General features: G+C 68.3%; 18 protein-coding genes. 4 read left to right on the top strand and 14 right to left on the bottom strand.

The genetic code is table 11. From position 1 onward, the window contains the following. Positions 1–112 precede the first annotated feature (112 nt). On the top strand, positions 113–790 hold the full coding sequence (locus QF046_RS15915; protein ID WP_307371656.1) for a GntR family transcriptional regulator: 678 nt from the start codon (positions 113–115) through the stop codon (positions 788–790). A 12-nt stretch (positions 791–802) separates the two neighbouring features. Here QF046_RS15915 and QF046_RS15910 read toward each other — a convergent pair whose 3' ends face one another. The 5 genes from QF046_RS15910 to QF046_RS15890 all read right to left on the bottom strand — a co-directional run bounded on the left by QF046_RS15910 (position 803) and on the right by QF046_RS15890 (position 6,353). Next, positions 803–1,786 carry an alpha/beta hydrolase gene (locus tag QF046_RS15910; RefSeq protein ID WP_307371654.1) on the bottom strand — a complete coding sequence of 328 codons (984 nt, stop codon included), beginning with the start codon at positions 1,784–1,786 and terminating at the stop codon, positions 803–805. A gap of 22 nt (positions 1,787–1,808) precedes the next feature. After that, positions 1,809–3,188 (bottom strand): FAD-dependent oxidoreductase, encoded by a 1,380-nt coding sequence (locus QF046_RS15905; protein ID WP_307371650.1) that lies wholly within the window; start codon positions 3,186–3,188, stop codon positions 1,809–1,811. Positions 3,189–3,201: 13 nt separating this feature from the next. Further along, positions 3,202–4,263, bottom strand: a complete 1,062-nt coding sequence (locus QF046_RS15900; protein WP_307371648.1) for a polyprenyl synthetase family protein — start codon at positions 4,261–4,263, stop codon at positions 3,202–3,204. Positions 4,264–4,446: 183 nt separating this feature from the next. After that, the gene (locus QF046_RS15895; protein WP_307371645.1) at positions 4,447–5,712 is read right to left on the bottom strand and encodes an isochorismate synthase MenF; all 1,266 of its coding nucleotides are present in this window, start codon (positions 5,710–5,712) and stop codon (positions 4,447–4,449) included. A 47-nt stretch (positions 5,713–5,759) separates the two neighbouring features. Beyond that, the gene (locus QF046_RS15890) at positions 5,760–6,353 is read right to left on the bottom strand and encodes a hypothetical protein (RefSeq protein ID WP_307371642.1); all 594 of its coding nucleotides are present in this window, start codon (positions 6,351–6,353) and stop codon (positions 5,760–5,762) included. A 157-nt stretch (positions 6,354–6,510) separates the two neighbouring features. Between QF046_RS15890 and QF046_RS15885 the strand changes: the two genes are divergently transcribed. The 3 genes from QF046_RS15885 (at position 6,511) to QF046_RS15875 (ending at position 9,505) form a co-directional block, all read left to right on the top strand. Continuing rightward, entirely contained in the window at positions 6,511–7,230 is a 720-nt protein-coding gene (locus tag QF046_RS15885; protein ID WP_307371640.1) for a class I SAM-dependent methyltransferase, read from the top strand. Positions 7,231–7,313: 83 nt separating this feature from the next. Beyond that, positions 7,314–8,771 carry an NAD-dependent succinate-semialdehyde dehydrogenase gene (locus QF046_RS15880; RefSeq protein ID WP_307371638.1) on the top strand — a complete coding sequence of 486 codons (1,458 nt, stop codon included), beginning with the start codon at positions 7,314–7,316 and terminating at the stop codon, positions 8,769–8,771. Continuing rightward, positions 8,768–9,505 carry a FadR/GntR family transcriptional regulator gene (locus QF046_RS15875; protein WP_307371637.1) on the top strand — a complete coding sequence of 246 codons (738 nt, stop codon included), beginning with the start codon at positions 8,768–8,770 and terminating at the stop codon, positions 9,503–9,505. Before QF046_RS15880 ends, QF046_RS15875 begins: the two co-directional genes overlap by 4 nt. Before the next feature lie 38 nt (positions 9,506–9,543). On the opposite strand, the gene QF046_RS15870 is transcribed toward QF046_RS15875, so the two are convergent. The 9 genes from QF046_RS15870 to QF046_RS15830 form a co-directional block, all read right to left on the bottom strand. Continuing rightward, the gene (locus tag QF046_RS15870) at positions 9,544–10,566 is read right to left on the bottom strand and encodes a DUF2804 domain-containing protein (protein ID WP_307371635.1); all 1,023 of its coding nucleotides are present in this window, start codon (positions 10,564–10,566) and stop codon (positions 9,544–9,546) included. Continuing rightward, entirely contained in the window at positions 10,560–11,549 is a 990-nt protein-coding gene (locus tag QF046_RS15865; RefSeq protein ID WP_307371632.1) for a DUF2804 domain-containing protein, read from the bottom strand. The genes QF046_RS15870 and QF046_RS15865 overlap by 7 nt, the downstream gene beginning before the upstream one ends. Before the next feature lie 5 nt (positions 11,550–11,554). After that, positions 11,555–12,409: a carbohydrate ABC transporter permease gene (locus tag QF046_RS15860; protein WP_307371629.1), complete on the bottom strand. Its 855-nt coding sequence runs from the start codon at positions 12,407–12,409 to the stop codon at positions 11,555–11,557. Then, positions 12,406–13,329 (bottom strand): carbohydrate ABC transporter permease, encoded by a 924-nt coding sequence (locus QF046_RS15855; RefSeq protein ID WP_307371628.1) that lies wholly within the window; start codon positions 13,327–13,329, stop codon positions 12,406–12,408. Before QF046_RS15855 ends, QF046_RS15860 begins: the two co-directional genes overlap by 4 nt. Before the next feature lie 5 nt (positions 13,330–13,334). Beyond that, positions 13,335–14,699: a sugar ABC transporter substrate-binding protein gene (locus QF046_RS15850; protein WP_307371626.1), complete on the bottom strand. Its 1,365-nt coding sequence runs from the start codon at positions 14,697–14,699 to the stop codon at positions 13,335–13,337. 138 nt (positions 14,700–14,837) lie between these two features. After that, positions 14,838–15,809, bottom strand: a complete 972-nt coding sequence (locus QF046_RS15845; protein WP_307371624.1) for a sugar-binding transcriptional regulator — start codon at positions 15,807–15,809, stop codon at positions 14,838–14,840. A 9-nt stretch (positions 15,810–15,818) separates the two neighbouring features. After that, positions 15,819–16,991 (bottom strand): acyl-CoA dehydrogenase family protein, encoded by a 1,173-nt coding sequence (locus tag QF046_RS15840; protein ID WP_307371622.1) that lies wholly within the window; start codon positions 16,989–16,991, stop codon positions 15,819–15,821. After that, positions 16,988–18,160 carry a CaiB/BaiF CoA-transferase family protein gene (locus QF046_RS15835; protein WP_307371620.1) on the bottom strand — a complete coding sequence of 391 codons (1,173 nt, stop codon included), beginning with the start codon at positions 18,158–18,160 and terminating at the stop codon, positions 16,988–16,990. Before QF046_RS15835 ends, QF046_RS15840 begins: the two co-directional genes overlap by 4 nt. Continuing rightward, on the bottom strand, positions 18,157–18,621 hold the full coding sequence (locus QF046_RS15830; RefSeq protein ID WP_307371618.1) for a MaoC family dehydratase: 465 nt from the start codon (positions 18,619–18,621) through the stop codon (positions 18,157–18,159). Before QF046_RS15830 ends, QF046_RS15835 begins: the two co-directional genes overlap by 4 nt. Between the last annotated feature and the right edge of the window lie 50 nt (positions 18,622–18,671).

The following is an 18,671-nucleotide window of genomic DNA, read 5'->3' as shown; positions in this document are numbered from 1 at the left end:
GTCCGGCCGACCCGCACGTGAGCGAAATACTGCTCACCGCCCAGCCGACCCCAACGAGCCGATATAGTGCTTGCAGTACGTGCAGTGCGGGGCGTTAGGGGCGTCCCGAGCAGTGACTGTCTGGGGAATGGTGGGGATGATGGTGGACGTCGAGCGACCGCGGATGGAATTCCACGACAACGACACGAAGAAGCAACTGCTCGCCGAGGGTGTGTTCCGGCTGATCGGAGAGCGGATCGCGACCGGCGTATTGGCGCCGGGAACCCGCATCCGGGATGCCGATCTGGCAAGTGAGCTCGCAGTCTCACGCACCCCGGTGCGAGAGGCCTTGCAGCGACTGGAGCGCATCGGCCTCGTGACGATGTACCCGAGCCGCTTCACCGAGGTGACCGCCCTCACACCGCAGGCGATCGAGGCCGCGCACGATTTCGCGGGCTACCAGGCGGGGATCATCACCCGGCTGGCGTGCCCCCGGTTGACCGAGGCGGATCTCGCCACGCTGTCTCCTATGATCGCGAGGATCTCCGCGTCGGTGGACGACTCCAGCGCATGCTCCGAGGCGCGCGGAGAGGTGATCGGCTATCTCGCTGCGCGCTCAGGAAACGGATTGCAGCAGATGCTCGTCGACGAGTCCCGCATGGCGCTGGCCCGGGCGCTGCGGCGCTTCACGATCACGCCGGCGCACCGCCCGCAGCTGATCGCCGGCTGTGCGGAGCTGGACGATGCGCTCCACGTCAGGGATGCGGATGCCGCCGAGCGCGCGTGCCGCGCCATCTACGGCGTCGACTGAGCGAGCCCGGCGTCAGCGCGAGGCACTCCAGCCGCTGACCCAGCGATCGAGACGCCCGTACGCATCAGTCCTGGCATCGCGTCCCGACAGGAACACGTCGTGCAGGGCCCCGTCGATGCGCTCGATCGTCACCGAAGACCCGAGCTTGAGGGCTGCGCGCGCGATGTCATCGACGACCAGCACACTGTCGGCGCGGGTGAGCTCGTCCGACCAGCGAGCAGGCACGACTGAGCGCGCCGAGAGGAGCACGCACACCGGCGCCTCGATGCCCAGCCCCTCCGAGACACGTCGGTGCCCCTGCAGGATCGCGTGCAGCCAGGCGGCGTGCACGGCCATGGTCTGCTCGGGCCGCCAGGCGGGGTCGGTCTCCATCGGATCGTCGGAATCGGCTACCGCCTTCTGCGCACGGCTGTAGAAGCCCAGATCCACCTGCGGCGCCGCATCCATCGGCCACAGCCGCGCCTGCAGCCCGACCATCGGCGCGATCGCGGCGCGCGCGGCCCCCAGCTGGAACTCCAGCCAGGGAGAGTTGAGGATGAGCGCGTCGACCTGACGCGGATGCTGTGACGCCCACAGGCTGAGGATCAGACCGCCCGTCGAATGCCCGAGCAGCACCAGGCGCCGCCCCGAGCTCTCCCCCCGTGCGGCCAGCGCCGCCTCGATCTCGGCGTCGTACTCGGCGAGGTCGGTGATGAACCCCGGCGTCTGCCCCTCTCGCAGGCTGCGTCCGTACTTGCGCAGGTCGAGCGCGAAGAAGCGCGCGCCGCGCGAAGTCCAGTACCTCGCGAGACACTTCTGGAAGAAGTAGTCCGACCAGCCGTGCACGTACAGCACGTCGACATCCGTCAGCGGGCGCGTGTCCCTGCCGAAGCGCCACCAGGGCACGGCATCCGGAAGGGCACGCACCAGGGTCGCGACGATCTCACCCTCGGAATCCTCCCCGAGGGGCAGCGTCAGCTGCTCGAACTCGTCGCCGAGGACGTCCCCAACCCACATGACGTCACCCTATCCGGGGGGCTCACTCCCCGCGCGAGACGCGGAGCATCTCGTCGCGCGGCACCAGCTTCACGCGCTCGCGCGTGCTCTCGTGCGCAGCACCCAGGGCGATCTCGTGCGCGTCGAGCCGGTGCCAGCCTTCGAGGTCCGTCCATCGCACGCCGCGCTCGGCCAGCAGGGCCGGGATCGCCTCGTCGGAGGGGTCCTCGGGGTCCCACCAGGATCCCTGATCGTTGATCAGGTGGCGCACCGTCTCCATGGCATCCGACTTGGTGTGGCCGATCAGACCCACAGGGCCGCGCTTGATCCAGCCGGTGGCGTAGATGCCAGGCACGCGCTGGTTGGACTTCGTCTCCAGCACCTGCCCCTCGCGGTTCGGGACGACGCCGTGCTTCTTGTCGAAGGGCACGCCGGCCAGCGGCGAGCCGAAGTAGCCGACCGCGCGGTACAGGCCCTGCATGGGGACCTCACGCAGCTCGCCGGTGCCGATCACGCCGCCGGCGCCGTCGGACTTGGTGCGCTCGTAGACGAGGGCGGCGACGCGGCCGTTCTCGTCCTTCTTGACCTCGACGGGGCGGGCCCAGAAGTGCATGTGCAGACGACGGGATGCCGTGCCGCCGGCGTTGTTGACGGAGTCGAGCTTTCGCCAGGACTGCATGATGCGATCCATGACCATGACCTGCTTGTTGCTGGCGACGGCCTGCTGCGACGCCTCGTCGTAGTCGAAGTCCTCGTCGTAGACGACCATGTCGACGTCGCGCAGCTCGCCCAGCTCGCGCAGCTCGAGCGGCGTGAACTTGACCTGCGCGGGTCCGCGGCGCCCGAAGACGTGCACGTCGGTGATGCGGCTGGCCTTGAGGCTCTGGTAGACGTTGTCCGGCACCTCGGTGACCAGCAGATCATCGGCGTGCTTGGCCAGCATCCGCGACACGTCGAGGGCGACGTTGCCGTTGCCGATGACGCCGACCGACTCGGCATCCAGGGTCCAGTCGCGCGGCACGTCGGGATGCCCGTCGAACCAGCTGACGTATTCCGCGGCGCCGAACGAGTGATCCGCGTCGATGCCGGGGATGTCCAGCGCGGAGTCGCGCACCGAACCGGTCGCGAAGATCACCGCGTTGTAGTGGCGCTTGAGGTCCTCGATCGTGAGATCGGTGCCGAAGTGCACGTTGCCGAACAGGCGGATGTCGCCGCGGTCGAGCACATCACGCAACGCGTTGATGATGCCCTTGATGCGCGGGTGGTCGGGGGCGACGCCATAGCGGACCAGACCGTAGGGTGCAGGGAGCTGCTCGAAGAGGTCGATGGACACGTCGAACTTGCGCTCGGCCTTGAGCAGGATGTCGGCGGCGTAGATGCCTGCCGGTCCCGCCCCGACGATGGCCAGCTTGAGCTTCGTCATGGGGTTCCTTCCGTCAGCTGCTGCGATCAGCGAGAGTCTGCGCGAACCGGGTCAGCGCCTCGCGCACCGTGCCCTTGGGCAGCGGCTCGAGGGCTGCGACCGCGTCTGCGGTCCAGGTTCGGGCGAGATCCATGGTGCGCTCGGTCGCGGGGTGATCGCGCAGCTCTGCGAGCGGCCCGTCGAGGATCGCGGGATCCGCACCCTCGGCGATGCGCACGACGCCGTCGTCGATGCGCTGGGCCAAGTCGATATCCGCCTGCTCGGTGCCGGTCTTCAACAGCAGGGACGGCATGGTCGGCACACCGGCGCGCAGGTCGGTGCCCGGCACCTTGCCGGTCTCCTCGGCATCCGCCGACAGGTCGATCACGTCGTCCAGCAGCTGGAAGGCCACGCCGACCTTCTCGCCGTAGACACGCATGGGCTCCTCGAACTCCGCGGGGGCATCGGAGAAGATCACGCCGCCCTGCGTGGCTGCGGCGATGAGCGAGCCGGTCTTGTCGGCGAGCACCTGGATGTAGAACTCGATCGGGTCGTCATCGGGCTGAGCGCCGACGGTCTCGTGCATCTGCCCGAGCACGAGCCGCTCGAAGGTGTCGGCCTGCAGGCGCATGGCCCGCTCGCCGTAGCGCGACATGATCTGGCTGGCCCGCGAGAAGAGGATGTCGCCGGTGAGGATCGCGACGTTGTTGCCCCACACGCCGTGCGCGGCGGGCACGCCCCGACGGGTGTCGGCACCGTCCATGACATCGTCGTGGTACAGCGAACCGAGGTGCGTGAGCTCCAGCGCCTTCGCGATGTCGATCACGGCGGGCACGTTGCCCTCGCCGAGCTGGGCGGCGAGCAGGGTGAGCACGGGGCGGATGCGCTTGCCGCCGGCCTCGTAGAGGTACCGCGCCGCGGCATCCGCGACCGGGTCGGCGACCTTGAGCTCATCCGCGAGTCCGGACTCGACCAGCTCGAGCCCGTCCTCGATGCGCGACGCGACGCGTCGGGCTGCAGGCCCGAGGAAGACGCGGTCGCTGAAGCCGAGACGGCTCGCAAGTCGCGAACCCGGGGTAACGGGGCTCGAAGTCACGCCCCAAGCCTACCTGCGCGCGCCGGTGCCGACGTTCGCGGGTGCTGGACCCGGCCCGCACCCGGACAGGTGTGCCACATGCGACCTGAAACCCCTGCTCACCCGACCAGGTGCGCCACATGCTCGGGGCAGATCGAGCAGGTGTGCCACATGGCCGGCGAGGACTCGGTGGACCGGATGCCGTCAGGCGAGCGCGTCGACGAGGGGGCGGAACTTGACGCGGGTCTCGAGCAGCTCGGACTCCGGGTCGCTGCCCGCGACGATGCCTGCGCCCGCGTAGGCGGTCACTCGACGGGCGCCCGAGGCGTCGTGCACGGCAGGTCCGAACTGGGCGCAGCGCAGTGCGATCGCCCACTCCCCGTCACCGGAGGCATCGATCCAGCCGACCGGTCCGGCGTAGCGCCCGCGATCGAAGGGCTCGATCCGGCGGATCGCTGCGATCGCGGCATCCGTCGGCGTCCCCGCGACTGCGGCGGTGGGATGCATGGCGCCGACCAGATCGAGCGAGGAGGCGCCGTCGTCGAGCTCGCCGGCGACATCGGTGGCGAGGTGGAACAGGTTCGGCAGCTCGAGGACGAACGGCTGCGGACTGGCCGTGAGCGTTCGTGTGTGCGGCTGCAGGGTGGCGAGCACGCTGCGGACGGCATAGCTGTGCTCGTCGAGGTCCTTGGCGCTGGCGGCGAGCGCGGCGGAGGCCTCGGCATCCTCCGCCGGATCGGCGCCGCGTCCCGTCGTGCCGGCGAGCACGCGGGCGGTGACCGTGCGCGCGTGCGCGGTGACGAGTGTCTCGGGGCTCGCGCCGATGAGTCCGTCGACGGCGAAGGTCCAGGTGTCGGGGTATCCGGTCGACAGCGCGCGTACGAGGCGGCGCAGGTCGGCATCCCCGGGAACCGTGCCGGTGAGGTCGCGGGCGAGCACGACCTTGCTGTAGGCGCCGTCCGCGATCTCGGCGAGGGCCAGGCGCACGGCATCCTGATACCCCTGCGGGGTCTGGGCGCCGGGTCCGACTCGGCCGGCCCAGTGCGTCGCGTACGCGACGGCGTCGGGAACCGGCGCGAAGTCCTGATCGGCGGTGCGGATGCGGGTGATCCAACTGCGCCCGTCTCGACGGCCGATCACGGTCTCGGGAACGATGAGGATGCTGTCGGCGGACGAGTCCTCGTCGAAGGTCAGTGCGCCGAAGGCGACGAGTCCGGTGCCGGGGAGGTCGAGCGGGTCGTCGATCTCGGCGGGCGCGGCGATCTCGCGCCACGCGTCCGCGACGATCTCGCTGCGCTTGCGGCCCCGGCCCGCGGGGATGCGCACGGATGCGACGATCCCGTCGCCCGCTGCCACGATCCCCTCGCTGCGGCGCAACCAGGCCAGCGGCTGCGAAGCGGAGGTGTGCGACAGCAGATCATCGACGGGTGGGATCTCGCGGGTCTGCGCGACCAGGCGGATGCTGCTCACATCACCAGCCTACTTGGGTGCGCGGGGCGACCCGCACGCGCGGCTGCTCACCGGTCGAGCCCCAGGGCCTCGAGGCGGTCGAGCCAGGCATCCGCCGTGGCGTCGTCGAAAGGCGGGACCTGCGCGCGGACCCGCTCATCCAGATCCAGGGCCAGGGCTTCGAGGTGGGCCATCACGTCGGCCGGATAGCCGTAGCGGATGCTGTGCTCGGCCCACTCGTCCCGGTCGTCCACCCAGGTGCCGCGCTCCCCCGTGACGCGTATGACGTCGAGATCCATGTCGATCCCGGTCACGAGGATCGGCCAACCGGTCGTGGGCTCTGTGCCGCCGGCATCCGTCCATCGGATGTCCCAGCCGAGGTCGATGTAGATGCGCATGCCCTTGTCATGGTGGCGATGCACGGTCACCGCATGGTCGGCGACGTGCTCGGCATCCGATCGCGGGATCAGGGTGACATCCACGGACGAGGCGATGTACTCGCGGCCCGGACGGCTGCTGCGCCATCCGGCAGGCTGACCGATCCAGTCGCCCCACTCGTCGGCACCGAGATAGATCTGCTCATTCGCCCAGTGCGGCGAGCCGTCCCATTTGCGCCACTGGAAGATCATCAGGGTGCCCGGTTCGGGGCGATTCGCACTCACCCGCCGAGTCTACGACCGGCGTCACGTCGTCGTCCGTGCGCGCCGACCACGGATGTCGGCCGAGACCACGGATGTCGGCCGAAATCCGACTTCCGCGCCGACATCCGTCGTCTGAGCCGACACCTGTGGCGTCCCCGCGCCGCCGTAGGATCGAAGCATGGAGCCGAACCGCGCCGACCTCGGCAGAGACCCCTCGCACGTCAGTGGAATGTTCGACCAGGTCGCGGCCGGCTACGACCGCACGAACACCGTGATGACGTTCGGCAATGATGCTCTGTGGCGCGCGGCGACCACCCGCGCCGTGGCGCCGAAGCGCGGCGAGCGCATTCTGGATCTCGCGGCGGGCACGGCATCCTCATCCGCGTCCCTGGCAGGCAGCGGCGCACAGGTCGTCGCCGCGGACTTCTCCCCCGGGATGCTGGCCGAAGGCCGCAAGCGCCACGGGCACCTGCCCAACATCACCTTCGTCGAGGCGGATGCCACGGCACTGCCTTTCGGCGACGACGAGTTCGACGCCGTCACCATGTCATACGGCCTGCGCAACGTGCAGCAGCCGAAGAAGGCACTGGCGGAGCTGTTCCGGGTGACCAAGCCCGGCGGACGCCTGGTGATCAACGAGTTCTCCACCCCTCCGGGCGCCCTGTTCCGCGGCCTCTACCGCTTCTACAACGCACAGGTGCTGCCGCGGGTGGCGCGGCTGGCGGGCACCAACGGCGACGCGTACGACTATCTGAACGAGTCGATCCGCGACTGGCCGGACCAGCGCACGCTCGCGATCTGGATCCGCGAGGCGGGCTGGACGGATGTCGAGTACCGCAACCTCACGTTCGGGATCGTCGCACTGCACCGCGCCCGCAAGCCGGTGGCACCTGCCTGAATCTGCACACATGTGCAGGGGTTCCCGCAGACGTCGCGGCTCAGGGTGTGGCTGAATAGGAAGAGTGGCCGAAAGGAGCCCTCATGTCCGCTCTGCGCACCGAGCACCTTCTCATCGACGGGGAGTGGCGCGCCGCAGCGGACGGCGCCGTCATCGAGGTCGAGAATCCCGCCGACCTCTCCATCGTCGCCACGGTCCCTCGGGCCGGGGAGGCTGATCTCGAGGCAGCGCTCGCCGCGGCGGAGCGAGTGCAGGACGACTGGGCGCGCACGCCGGCATGGACTCGTTCCGAGCTGCTGCGTGGTGCCGCGCGGAACATCATGGATCGTCAGGAGGAGATCGCCCGGCTGCTGACCCAGGAGCAGGGCAAGCCGCTGCACGAGTCCCGTGCCGAGGTGGCGACCGCGGCGGAGCAGTTCGAGTGGTACGCGGACGAGGCTCGCCGCATCTACGGGCGCGTCGTCGACGGCACCACCGATGGGGTGCGCATCGAGGTGCGGAAGGAACCCATCGGACCGGTCGCCGCCTTCACCCCCTGGAACTTCCCGGTGATGCTCGCAGCCCGCAAACTCGCACCGGCACTCGCCGCGGGATGCCCCATCATCCTCAAGCCCGCCGAGGAGTCGCCCTCAGCGTGCCTGGCGATGGTGCGTGCGATCCAGGACTCGGGGTTCCCCGCAGGCGTGATCGCCGCGGTCACCGGCGACCCGGCGCAGATCAGCGAACGGCTCATCTCATCGAAGGTCATCCGCAAGGTCTCCTTGACCGGGTCGGTGCGCGTGGGCCGTCAGCTCATGCAGCTCGCATCGCAGAATCTCGCAGCGATCTCGTTGGAGCTCGGCGGCCACGGGCCCGTCATCGTGTGCGACGACGTCGACGTGGCGCAGGTCGCGCAGCTGAGCGCCAGGACCAAGTTCCGCAATGCCGGTCAGGTCTGCATCTCCCCCACCCGCTTCCTCGTCGCACGAAGCATCTACGAGCAGTTCGTCGAGGAGTTCGCGGCTGTCGCACGCGATCTCACGCTCGGCGACGGGAGCACCGACGGCGTGGACGTCGGTCCGATGTGCAGTCGTCGTCGCCACGACGATTTCGCCGCGCTGGTCGAGGACGCCACGAGCCGCGGTGCGATCGCGGTCACCGGCGGACAGTCCCTCGCGGAGGCACACGGTGGCCACTTCTACGCGCCCACCGTCCTGCGTGACATCCCCGCGGAAGCACGCATCCTGCAGGAGGAGCCGTTCGGCCCCGTCGCACTGCTCATCCCCTACGACACCCTCGACGACGCGGTGCGCATCGCGAACGATACCGAGTACGGGCTCGCCGGCTACCTGTTCACGAACGACCTCGGCCGCGCGCAGCTGCTCAGCGAACGCGTGCGGGTGGGGATGCTGGGCGTGAACAGCTACCTCGTCAGCACGGCCGTGGCGCCGTTCTCCGGCGTCGGTCTGAGCGGCTTGGGAGCCGAGAACGGCACCGAAGGGATCGAGCACTACCTGCATCCGAAGACCGTGGTCACGGGCATCCCCACGGAGCTGTCATGAGTCCCGACGAATCGATCCGTATGGACAACGCGCGCACGAAGGTTCCCAAGGCCTCGAGCATCCTCGCCGACGAGCTGCGCACGACGATCGTGCGCGGCAAACTGCGCCCCGGCGATCCGTTCCTCTCGGAAGCGGAACTGATCGAGAAGTACGGGCTGAGCAGAGCGACGGTGCGCGAGGGGCTTCGCCTGCTGGAAGCCGATGGACTCATCGTCTCTCGACGCGGACCAGGTGGCGGCCTGCGGGTGGGCCGTCTGGACCTGCAGTCGACGGTGCGCACGATCGCCATGCACCTCGCTCGCAGTGAGGCGACCCTCGGCGACATGTTCACGTTCCGGCGGCTGATCGAGAGCGAGACCGCACGTCTGGCCGCTGAGAACGCCACCGACGAGCAGCGCACCCTCCTCGAGGCGGCGGTGGCCGAGAATCCGCATCCTCTTCCGCAGGTCATCGACTTCCACGATCTCATCGCCGAGTGCACCGGCAACGAGTTCTTCCGCGTCGTCCAGAAGGTCGTCGTGTCGCTGGCGAGCTGGCACACCCCGGACGAGGGCCTCGATGAGCACGACCTCGACTATGCGCGAGCGGCGCACGCGAAGGTGGTCCGCAAGATCCTGGATCGTGATGGCGACGGCGCCGCCCGTGCGATGGACCGGCACCTCGAGGCGTTCGAAGCCCTCGTGCTCGAGCGCGGCAACATCGACAAGCCCGTCATCCGGGCCTCGGCCTGGTGAGGCGGCATCCGGCCCACTCGAGCCGGATGCCGAACTCGTCACCAGCGGCGCTGGACCTCTTCCGCCCAGCCGAAGATCCGCTCCACGCGGTAGGTCTCTCCGTTCGCGAGACGGATCTCGCCGTCCCACCATCCGAACGCCTGATCCTCGCGGGTCATGAACAGGTACTTCTTCACCAGTGCGTGCCGGTTGTGCACCGGCGTGAACGTCAGATCGACCTGCGGACCGGTGAACGTCCACGGCCTGGTGAAGTCACTGGTGTCGTAGTGCCACTCGACGTCATGGCTGAGCTTCTCCAGGCGCCCGTCGACGCGCAGCGCGTTCTCGGTCGCCGGGGAGCCGTCGGTCCACTTCGCGCCCAGCTGGATGCCGATCTCGTGCCCGTCCGTGATGCCGGATCCGCTCGCCCAGTTCCAGACGACCTGTGCCGGCCACTTGCCGCGGCCGGCATCCAGCGCCGCCCAGGAGACGGCGGGGGCGATCTCGCGTCGCTCGCCGTCGACCTCGACCCAGCCCTCGGGGCGCAGACAGTTGTCCTTGCGGGTGTACTGGTAGCGGCGTGACGTCCAGGGCACGACGACGCCCATCGACTCGTGGCCCGCCGGCTCGTGGATGCGGATGCGCGCGCTCACGCGCGCGGCGCGCAGCTCCAGCAGCGTGCCCTCGGCATCCGGAGTGATCGAGACGGAGGTGGACTTCGTCACCCGACTCATCGCCGCACCGGCGACCTCGGGCAGATCGGAGGCGCCCGGCAGCCAGATGGTCTCGCCGTCGTTCACCTCGGTCATCGTGTGCAGATCGAGGAAGTAGACCGCGAGGCCGCCCCGGTAATCCGAGTGCGAGAAGCTGAAGGCGAACACGAAATCGGGTGTTGAGATCGCCCAGTACTCGAAGCGCTTGCGACGCCCCCACCAGCGCATGTTCGCGCGGATGTGCGGGTGGCGCGACCAGGATGCCGCAGCAGGATTCAGATGATCGCGCGGCCCGACCAGGTCGACGACGCCGCCGACGTGCTCGCGCTCCGACTTGGCCACCGGACGCGAGAACAGATTGCTCACCACTTGCGCTCGACCTCCTCGATCAGTCCGTACACGTCGCGCACCGCGTAGCGGGTGCCGTCATCGGCGACGACCTCACCACTGTAGGTGCCGAAGCACTGGTCACCGCGCGAGGTGATGACCCGTCGGTCGAACATGTGGTGGTGGTAGTGGACCGGCTGGAATGTGAGGTTCACGCGCTCACCCGTGATGCGCCACGGTGCTGTGAAGTCGCTGTCGTCGTACTCCCAGACCAGTTCTTCGCTGATCTTGTGAACGCGGCCGTCGATGCGGATCGAGTTCTCGGTCGACGGGGTTCCGACCGTCCACCTGCCGCCGAACTGCAGACCGATCTCGTGGCCGTCGGTGGTGCCGCTGCCCGCACCCCAGTTCCACTTCGTGTGGTACGGCCAGCGCCCGCGCCCGTGATCATGGATGACGTACCCATCCGCGGGACGGACCTCGCGGGCGACGCCGTTCATGGTGACAGTGCCGGATGCCGGCAGGCAGTTGTCCTTCTTGGTGTACTGGTAGCGGCGCGCCGACCACGGCACGACGACCGACATCGACTCGCGGCCGGGCGCGATGTCGACCCGCAGGTCGATCTCGAGGCCGGTGCCCTTCGCGTACAGGCGCACGCCCTCGGCATCCGGATCGATGCGCACGACGATGCCGTCGGCGCGCCCTTCGGCGGGAGCGTCGTGCAGCGTCACCGGGACGTTGTTCCGGCCAGGCAGCCACTTGTTCTTGCGTATGGCCACCTTCTCGCCGGTGTCCAGGTCGATCGCCATCGCCGCGATGTTCGCCCGGTAGTCGTGGTGCGAGATGTTCACCACAGTCACGAGCTCGGGGGTGATCAGGCACCAGTACTCGAACCGCTTGTTACGACCCCACCCGCGCAGCGCGGTGTCGTGCAGCGGGGTGCGGGACCAGCCGATCGCTGCGGGGTTGACCCGGCCGTCAGGCAGGGACAGCGCGACACGCTCGGTGATCTCCGTTTCGCCCACGAGTGTCATCCCTTGGTCGCCCCTTCGGCCATCCCGCGGATCAGCCACTTCTGCACCAGAAGAGCGAAGAGCACGACCGGGATGACGGTGAGTGTGCCGACGGCGGCGAGGGCGCCCCAGTTGGCGCCGTTGACCGTGTCACCGGCGATGCCGGCGACGGCCACGGGGATGGTGGTGGCGAAGTTGTTGGTCAGCACCAGGGCGAACAGCAGCTCCTCCCATGCCAGGATCACGCTGAAGATCAACGCCGACACGATGCCGGGCAGTGAGATCGGGACGATGATCCGGAAGAACGCGCCCATCCGGGAGCATCCGTCCAGCTGCGCCGCCTCTTCGAGCTCCTTCGGCAGGGCGACGAAGAACCCGCGCAGCAGCCACATCACGTAGGGGATCAGGAACGAGCAGTACGCCAGGATCAGCACGATATGCGTGTCGGCGAGGCCGAGGTTGCGTGCGACGAGGAACATCGGCACGGCGAGGGCGATCGGCGGGACGCCGCGCGACGCGAGGATCAGCACACCCAGCGTGGCCGCGCCCTTGATGCGGATGCGGGCCAGCGCATATCCGGCCATCGCTCCCGCGACGATCGACACGATGCTGGCGCCGAAGGCGACGATCACCGTGTTCAGCATCCGCTGCGGCACATCCGCGTACTGGAGATAGCTGGTGTAGGTCTCGATCGTCGGGGTGAAGAAGATCGTCGGGGGGACGGTGAAGATGTCCTTCGGCAGCTTGAAGGAGGTCATCACCATCCAGAGCACCGGGAAGAGGAACAGCAGGCAGACGATGACGCCCGCCCAGATGCGCACCTGATGACCGACGCGCCTCTGCGTGCGATGGGACCTCACTGCGATGCTCAAAACTTCTCCTCCAGCTTGTTGCTCGCGCGCAGGAACACTGCGGTGAGCACCATCGTGATGATGAGCACGATGACCGACATGGCGGATGCCTCCGCGAAGTGCAGGCCGCGGAACGCCTCCTCGTAGATGTACAGGTTGACCACGTTGGTCGCCTGCCCCGGCCCGCCCTTGGTCGACGCGAGCACGATGTCGAACATCTTCACCGCCCCCAGCCAGCGCACGACGAAGGTCGCGGCGATGATCGGGGTCAGCAGCGGGATGGTCACCTTCGTGAGCGTCTGCCACCAGTTGGCGCCGTCGATGCGCGCGGCCTCGAAGACGTCACTGGGCAATGACAGCATGGCCGCCGCAGCGATCAGGGCGACGAACGGAGTCCACCGCCAGGTGTCGATGAGCACGATGGTGATCATCGCGAGCGTCGGATCGCCGAGCCAGTCCAGCGCCGGGGCGCCGAAGAGCCCGATGAACCAGTTGACCGCACCCCACAGGGGGTCCAGCAGCTGCCGCCAGATACCACCGGCGACGACGGGCGCGACGACCATCGGGATGAGGAAGAGCGCGCGGACGACGCCGCGTCCCTTCCACTCGGCGTTCATCAGGAATGCGGTGCCGAAGCCCAGCAGCATCTGGATCGGGAGCGCGAAGAGCAGATATATGCCGGTGACGAGGATGGAGTTGAGGAAGTTCGGGTTGCTGAGGGCGTCGACGTAGTGGTCGAAGCCCACCCACGAGCTGGGGCTGAAGGTGGCCAGGCTCAGTTCCGAGAAACTGATGACGACCGTGTAGATGATCGGATAGGCGAGCACCGCCACGAGGATGACCGTCGCCGGTGTGAGGAAGCTCCACCTGCTGAACAGGTCGATGGTCTGCGTCCTGCGCCTGCTGGGGTGCGTCGTCGTCTGAGAAGAGAGCCTGGCCATATGAATCAGCCCAGCAGCTTTTCGATCTGAGCGGCGGCGTTCTTCAGTGCTTCCTTCGCAGTGACCTCACCCGATGTGGCGCGGGCGGTCTCTGTGGCGAGGATCTGCTGAACAGCATCCGACTCGGCCAGACGCGGGCGCCACATCTCGCCATCGCCGGCGGCCTGGAAGCCCTCGGCGAGCGCGGTGAAGACCGGAGCGAGCCATTCGGATCCGGCGTGCGGAGTCGACGCGAGCGTGGACTTGCGTGCGGGGAACACTCCGAGCTCGTTGGCCTGCCAGACCTCGCCCTCCTTCGAGCTCAGCCACTGGGTCAGTGCCCAGGCGGCCTCGGGATTGGCGCTCTTCGAGCTCACCGCGGCGCTCCAGATGCCGCGGTGGGCACCCGCCATCTTGTCGCCGACCGGCATGACCTGGATGCCGACCTGGTCGGGAGTCAGGGTCGTCGTCTTGGGGTCGACGGCCGTGCCCTTGAACACACTGCCCCACATGAACAGGCTCGCGACCTTGCCCTGGCGGAACGCCTCGAGAGACTCGTTGAAACCGTGGGTGGATGCTCCGGGAGGGGCGAACTCGATCATGTCGATCTGCGTCTGCAGAGCCTTCACACCCTCGGCGTTGTCGAACGCCGGCTTGTTGTCCTTGTCGAGCAGCTGGCCGCCGTCCGAGTTGAGGACCGTCTGCCAGACGGTCGGGGTGAGTGAGTCGCGCGTGAAGTACGTGTCGGTGGCCCAGACGTCGGCCTTGCCGTCGCCGTTGGTGTCGCGCACGAGCTTCGGCGCCTGCTCGAAGAACTCATCCCAGGTGAGCTTGTCGGTGGGAACCGGCACGCCGGCGTCCTTGTACAGCGTCTTGTTGGTGAACATCAGCAGCAGGTTCGAGCGGACGGGCACGCCGTACTGCACGCCATCCCACTCACCGGCTGCGAGCGGAGCGGCGTAGAAGTCGTCCCAGTCGTAGTCGTCCTCGGTCCACTGCTTGGCGTCCTTCTTCAGGTCCAGCAGCGAGCCGGTCTGCGCGAGCTGCGGGATCCACGGGTCGTCCGCGATGATCACGTCGTAGGTCGGCTTGGCGCCGGTCTGGTCGAGCATGCTCTTGGCGAGCAGCTCGGCGTAGGGCACGCCGTCGATCTGCACCTTGATGTTGGGGTACTTCTTGTTGAACTCCGGAACCATCAGGTCCTGCCACTGGTTCGCGAATGCCTCGTTGGCGATCATGCGGACGGTGACGGGCTTCTTGGCCGTACCGACTCCGCCGCCTTCAGGAGCGCCTGCCGAGCCGGAACTGCAGCCGGCGACGACGACCATCGCAGTGGCGAGGAGGCCACCGATCACAGCCCGTCGCGCGGTCTTTCGTGGTGTGTGCGTCATTGCATTCTTCTCATTCCATGGTGGTGGACAGCCGCGCGGGAATGCGGAGTCCCGGGTGATGAAGGTGTGTCTGCGTCTCGACTTCGGGGTCGTGCATGCGCGAGATCTCGGCTAGCAAACCGCCTGTTGTCATGGCGGTCAAGCTCCCTGCACATACGTGCTGGTGATCTCGCGAGCCGAGTGCTCGTCGATGATCAGGTCGGTGATGAGGCCCGCCGCCAGTGCACCGCGCACCGCCGGGATGCGGCTGCGGTCTCCGACGATGCAGATGCGACGAGGGGTGCGGCGCAGTGCATCGAGGTCGGGCCCGCTGGAGCGCTCGTTGAGCGCCAGGCCGTCGTGGCTGCCATCAGCGCGGACGAACCGGGTGGCGATGTCGCCGACCACACCGGCCGACTCCAGGTCCGCACGATCAGCGTCGCTGAGGTACCCCCCGCGGTACACGTGACCGGGGATGTCGGATCCGGAGGCTCCGACGCCGAAGACGGCCACGTCCATCCGACGGTGCAGCGCGAGGATGCGTGCGACGCTGCGCTCGCGCCACATCGCCTGTCTTGTCAGCGGATCGTCGAAGAACGCGGGAACGGGCAGGGGCTCGGCCCGGCCGCTGAACGCCGCCGCGAAGCGCTCGAGGATGTCGCCGGCGAAGTCGATCCCGAAGTTCTCGGGGTGCGCGGCTCCGTTGAGCTGCACGATGGTCACGTCGTGCAGCGCGCGCTCGGTCAGATGCCGGCTGACGCCCGCCATGGTCGTGCCCCACGCCACGCCGACGACGGTGGAGGGCTCGATCATCGCCGACAGGATGCGGCCGGCATGACGGGAGACCTGCATCGAGCAGTCGCGTGCGCTCATGCCACTGGAGACGGGCACGATGTACGCCGTCACTCCATCGCGAAGGCGGATCTCGTGCTGCAGGCGGGAGATGCCATCCGTGGGCGCCTTGATGCGGATGTCGACGAGCCCGGTGTCGCGTGCGTACGTGAGCAGCCGCGATACGGAGGAGCGGCTCATGTGCATCGAGTCCGCGATCGTCTTCATCTTCAGGTCGCGCACGTAGTACAGCTGCGCCGCTTTCAGGGCGAGCTTGGTGCGATCCGCGATCTCAACCATTTCTGCTCCTCAGAAGGCCGATACGCCGGTGAGCGCCCGGCCGATCGTGAGTGCGTGGATGTCGTCGGTGCCCTCGTAGGTGCGCACCGCTTCGAGGTTGGCCATGTGCCGCATGACGGGATGCAGCCCGGTGACACCGTCGCCGGCGAGCAGTTCGCGCGTCGACTGGGCGATGGCGATGGCCGTGCGGACGTTGTTGAGCTTGGCGATGCTGATCTGCGCGGGCTGGAGCACTCCGGCGGCCTTGCGATCCGCGATGTGCAGGGCCGTGAGCATGCCGTTCTGATATCCGACCATCATCTCGGCCAGTCGCGCCTGCACCAGCTGCTTGCCGGCCAGTGCGGAGCCGAACGACTGTCGCTCGAGCGCGTAGTCGATTCCGATGGCGAGGCACTCGCGTGCGATCCCCATCACGCCCCAGGAGATGCCGAATCGCGCCTCGTTCAGGCAGCTGAGCGGGGCGGAGAGACCGCGAGAGCGCTCGAGCACGGCGTCAGTTGGCAGACGTACATCGACGAGGTCGATCTCGCACTGGATCGATGCGCGCATGGCGTGCTTCTGCGTGATCGGCGTCGCGGTGAAGCCCTGCGTGTCGGTGGGAACGACGAACCCGCGGACGCCGTCATCGGTGCGCGCCCAGACGATGGCGATGTCCGCGATCGTGGCCAGCCCGATCCAGCGCTTGGCGCCGTTGAGCACCCACTCGTCGCCGTCGCGCACGGCGGTGGTGGTCATGGCACCGGGGTCGCTGCCGCCCGCGGGCTCGGTGAGCGCGAAGCATCCCAGCATCCGCCCTGCCGCCATCTCGGGGAGCAGCGTCTGCCGCTGATGCTCGGACCCGAACCTGTCGATCGCGGTCATCGCGAGCGACCCCTGAACGGAGACGAACGTGCGCCAGCCGCTGTCGCCGGCCTCGATGGCAGCGCACACCAGCCCGTAGGAGATGGGGCCGGCACCGGCGCAGCCGGGAGCATTCAGGTGCATGCCGAGCAGACCCGCCTCGGCGAAGGCCGGGAGGATCTCCGCGCGGAAGTGCGCGGCTTCGAAATCGTCCTCGATGTGGGGACGGATGAGGTCGGCGGTCAGGCGGACGGCCTTCTGCTCCCAGGCGCGATCCTCGGGAGACACCCGGTCATCCAGGTCGAGCAGCCGGTCGACGGCTGCGAATCCGGTCGTGGTCATGCATTGTCCTTCGATGAGTCGGTGCCGAGTCGGCGGAGCACTTCCGATGCGCCTTCGCCGAGGGCAGGGGGCGCCAGGGGGTAGTCGACGGGTGTCAGGGAGAAGCTGAGTGGATTGCGGATGACGGGAAGGCCGCCTCCGGCGTGCACCACGGGCTCCAGGCCGATGCTCTCGGCGAAGTCCACTCCCCCGGCGATGGTCTGGATCGGCGCGCTCGGCACGCCGGCATCCGTGAACAGCTCGAACCACTCCGCCGCGCCGCGAGCGGCCAGCGCGGCGACGATCTCCGGCCGCAGGGCGTCTCGGTGCCTGTTGCGCAGCGCATTGGTCGCGAAGCGGTCGTCGGTCGCCAGCTCGTCTCGGCCGAGAGCCGAGCAGAGCCGGGAGAACTGGCCGTCATTGCCGACGGCGATGATGATCGCGACATCGGCAGTCGGATACGGCTCGTACGGGTAGAGACTCGGATGCTGGTTGCCCATGCGCCGTGGTGAGATCCCGGCTGCGGCGTACGCCTGCGCCTGATTCACCATCGACGACAGTGCGGAGGAGAGGAGGTTGGTCTCGATGAGCTGGCCGAGCCCTGTCGCGTCACGGTGGCGCAGCGCTGCGAGGATCCCGAGGGCGGTGTGCAGGCCGGTGAACACGTCGAAGATCGCAAATCCGGCGCGGTGCGGCTCGCCGTCCTCCGGGCCGGTGGTGTCCATGAAGCCGCTGAGAGCCTGCACCATGAGGTCGTAGCCTGCGAACCGCGCGCCCTTGCCGGTCCCGAATCCGGTGATCGACGCGTACACGAGATCCGGGCGATCGACGCGCACGCTCTCGTAGTCCAGCCCGAACCGCTGCAGCCCGCCTGCCTTGAAGTTCTCGACGACGACGTCGGCCTCGCGGATGATGTCCTTGACGATCGCGAGATCGCCCTCATCGGTGAAGTCCAGGACGATGGAGCGCTTGTTGCGGTTGGCCGACTGGTAGTACGTCGCGACGTCCTCGTGGACGGGTGGCGCGAACCGACGCGTGTCGTCACCGACGGAGTTCTCGACTTTGATCACCGTCGCACCCATATCGGCGAGGAGCATGGCGCAGTAAGGGCCCGCGAGCACGCGCGAGAGATCAGCGACCACGATCCCATCCAGCGGCCCCGGGCGCGAGTCGGCCAGACGCGAGGTCATGCGCCCTCCTCCATGATCAGCTGCAGCAGTGCAGAGGCGACGCACGCCGGACGGTCGGTCCCCTCGATCTCCACGGTGTGCGTCATCCGCACCCGCAGTCCGGTGGGGACGGGTTCGACTGCGTCGAGGACGATCCGGTCGCGGATGCGACTGCCCACGAGCACGGGCTGCGGGAAGCGCACCCGGTCGTAGCCGTAGTTGATGCGACTGCGGGCGCCGTCGATGCGGTAGACCTGAGCCGCCAGCTGCGGCAGAAGCGAGAGCGTGAGCAGGCCGTGCGCGACCGTCGTCCCGTAGACGCCGCCTGCCGCGCGCGTCGGATCGGTGTGTATCCACTGCTCGTCCCCCGTGGCTGCGGCGAACACGTCCACGCAGTTCTGGTCGATCAGCAGCCAGTCGCTGACACCGAGCTCGGCGCCGACGTGGGGCGCGAGCTGCGATGTCTGCAGCGTCTTGGGCATGGCGGGTCCTCGTTGATCTGCGGGGCTGTGCACATTCGTGCGGGTCGCAC

The organism is Microbacterium sp. W4I4 (assembly GCF_030816235.1).
Taxonomy (GTDB): Bacteria; Actinomycetota; Actinomycetes; order Actinomycetales; family Microbacteriaceae; genus Microbacterium.
This window is presented reverse-complemented; position numbering and strand designations above follow the sequence as displayed.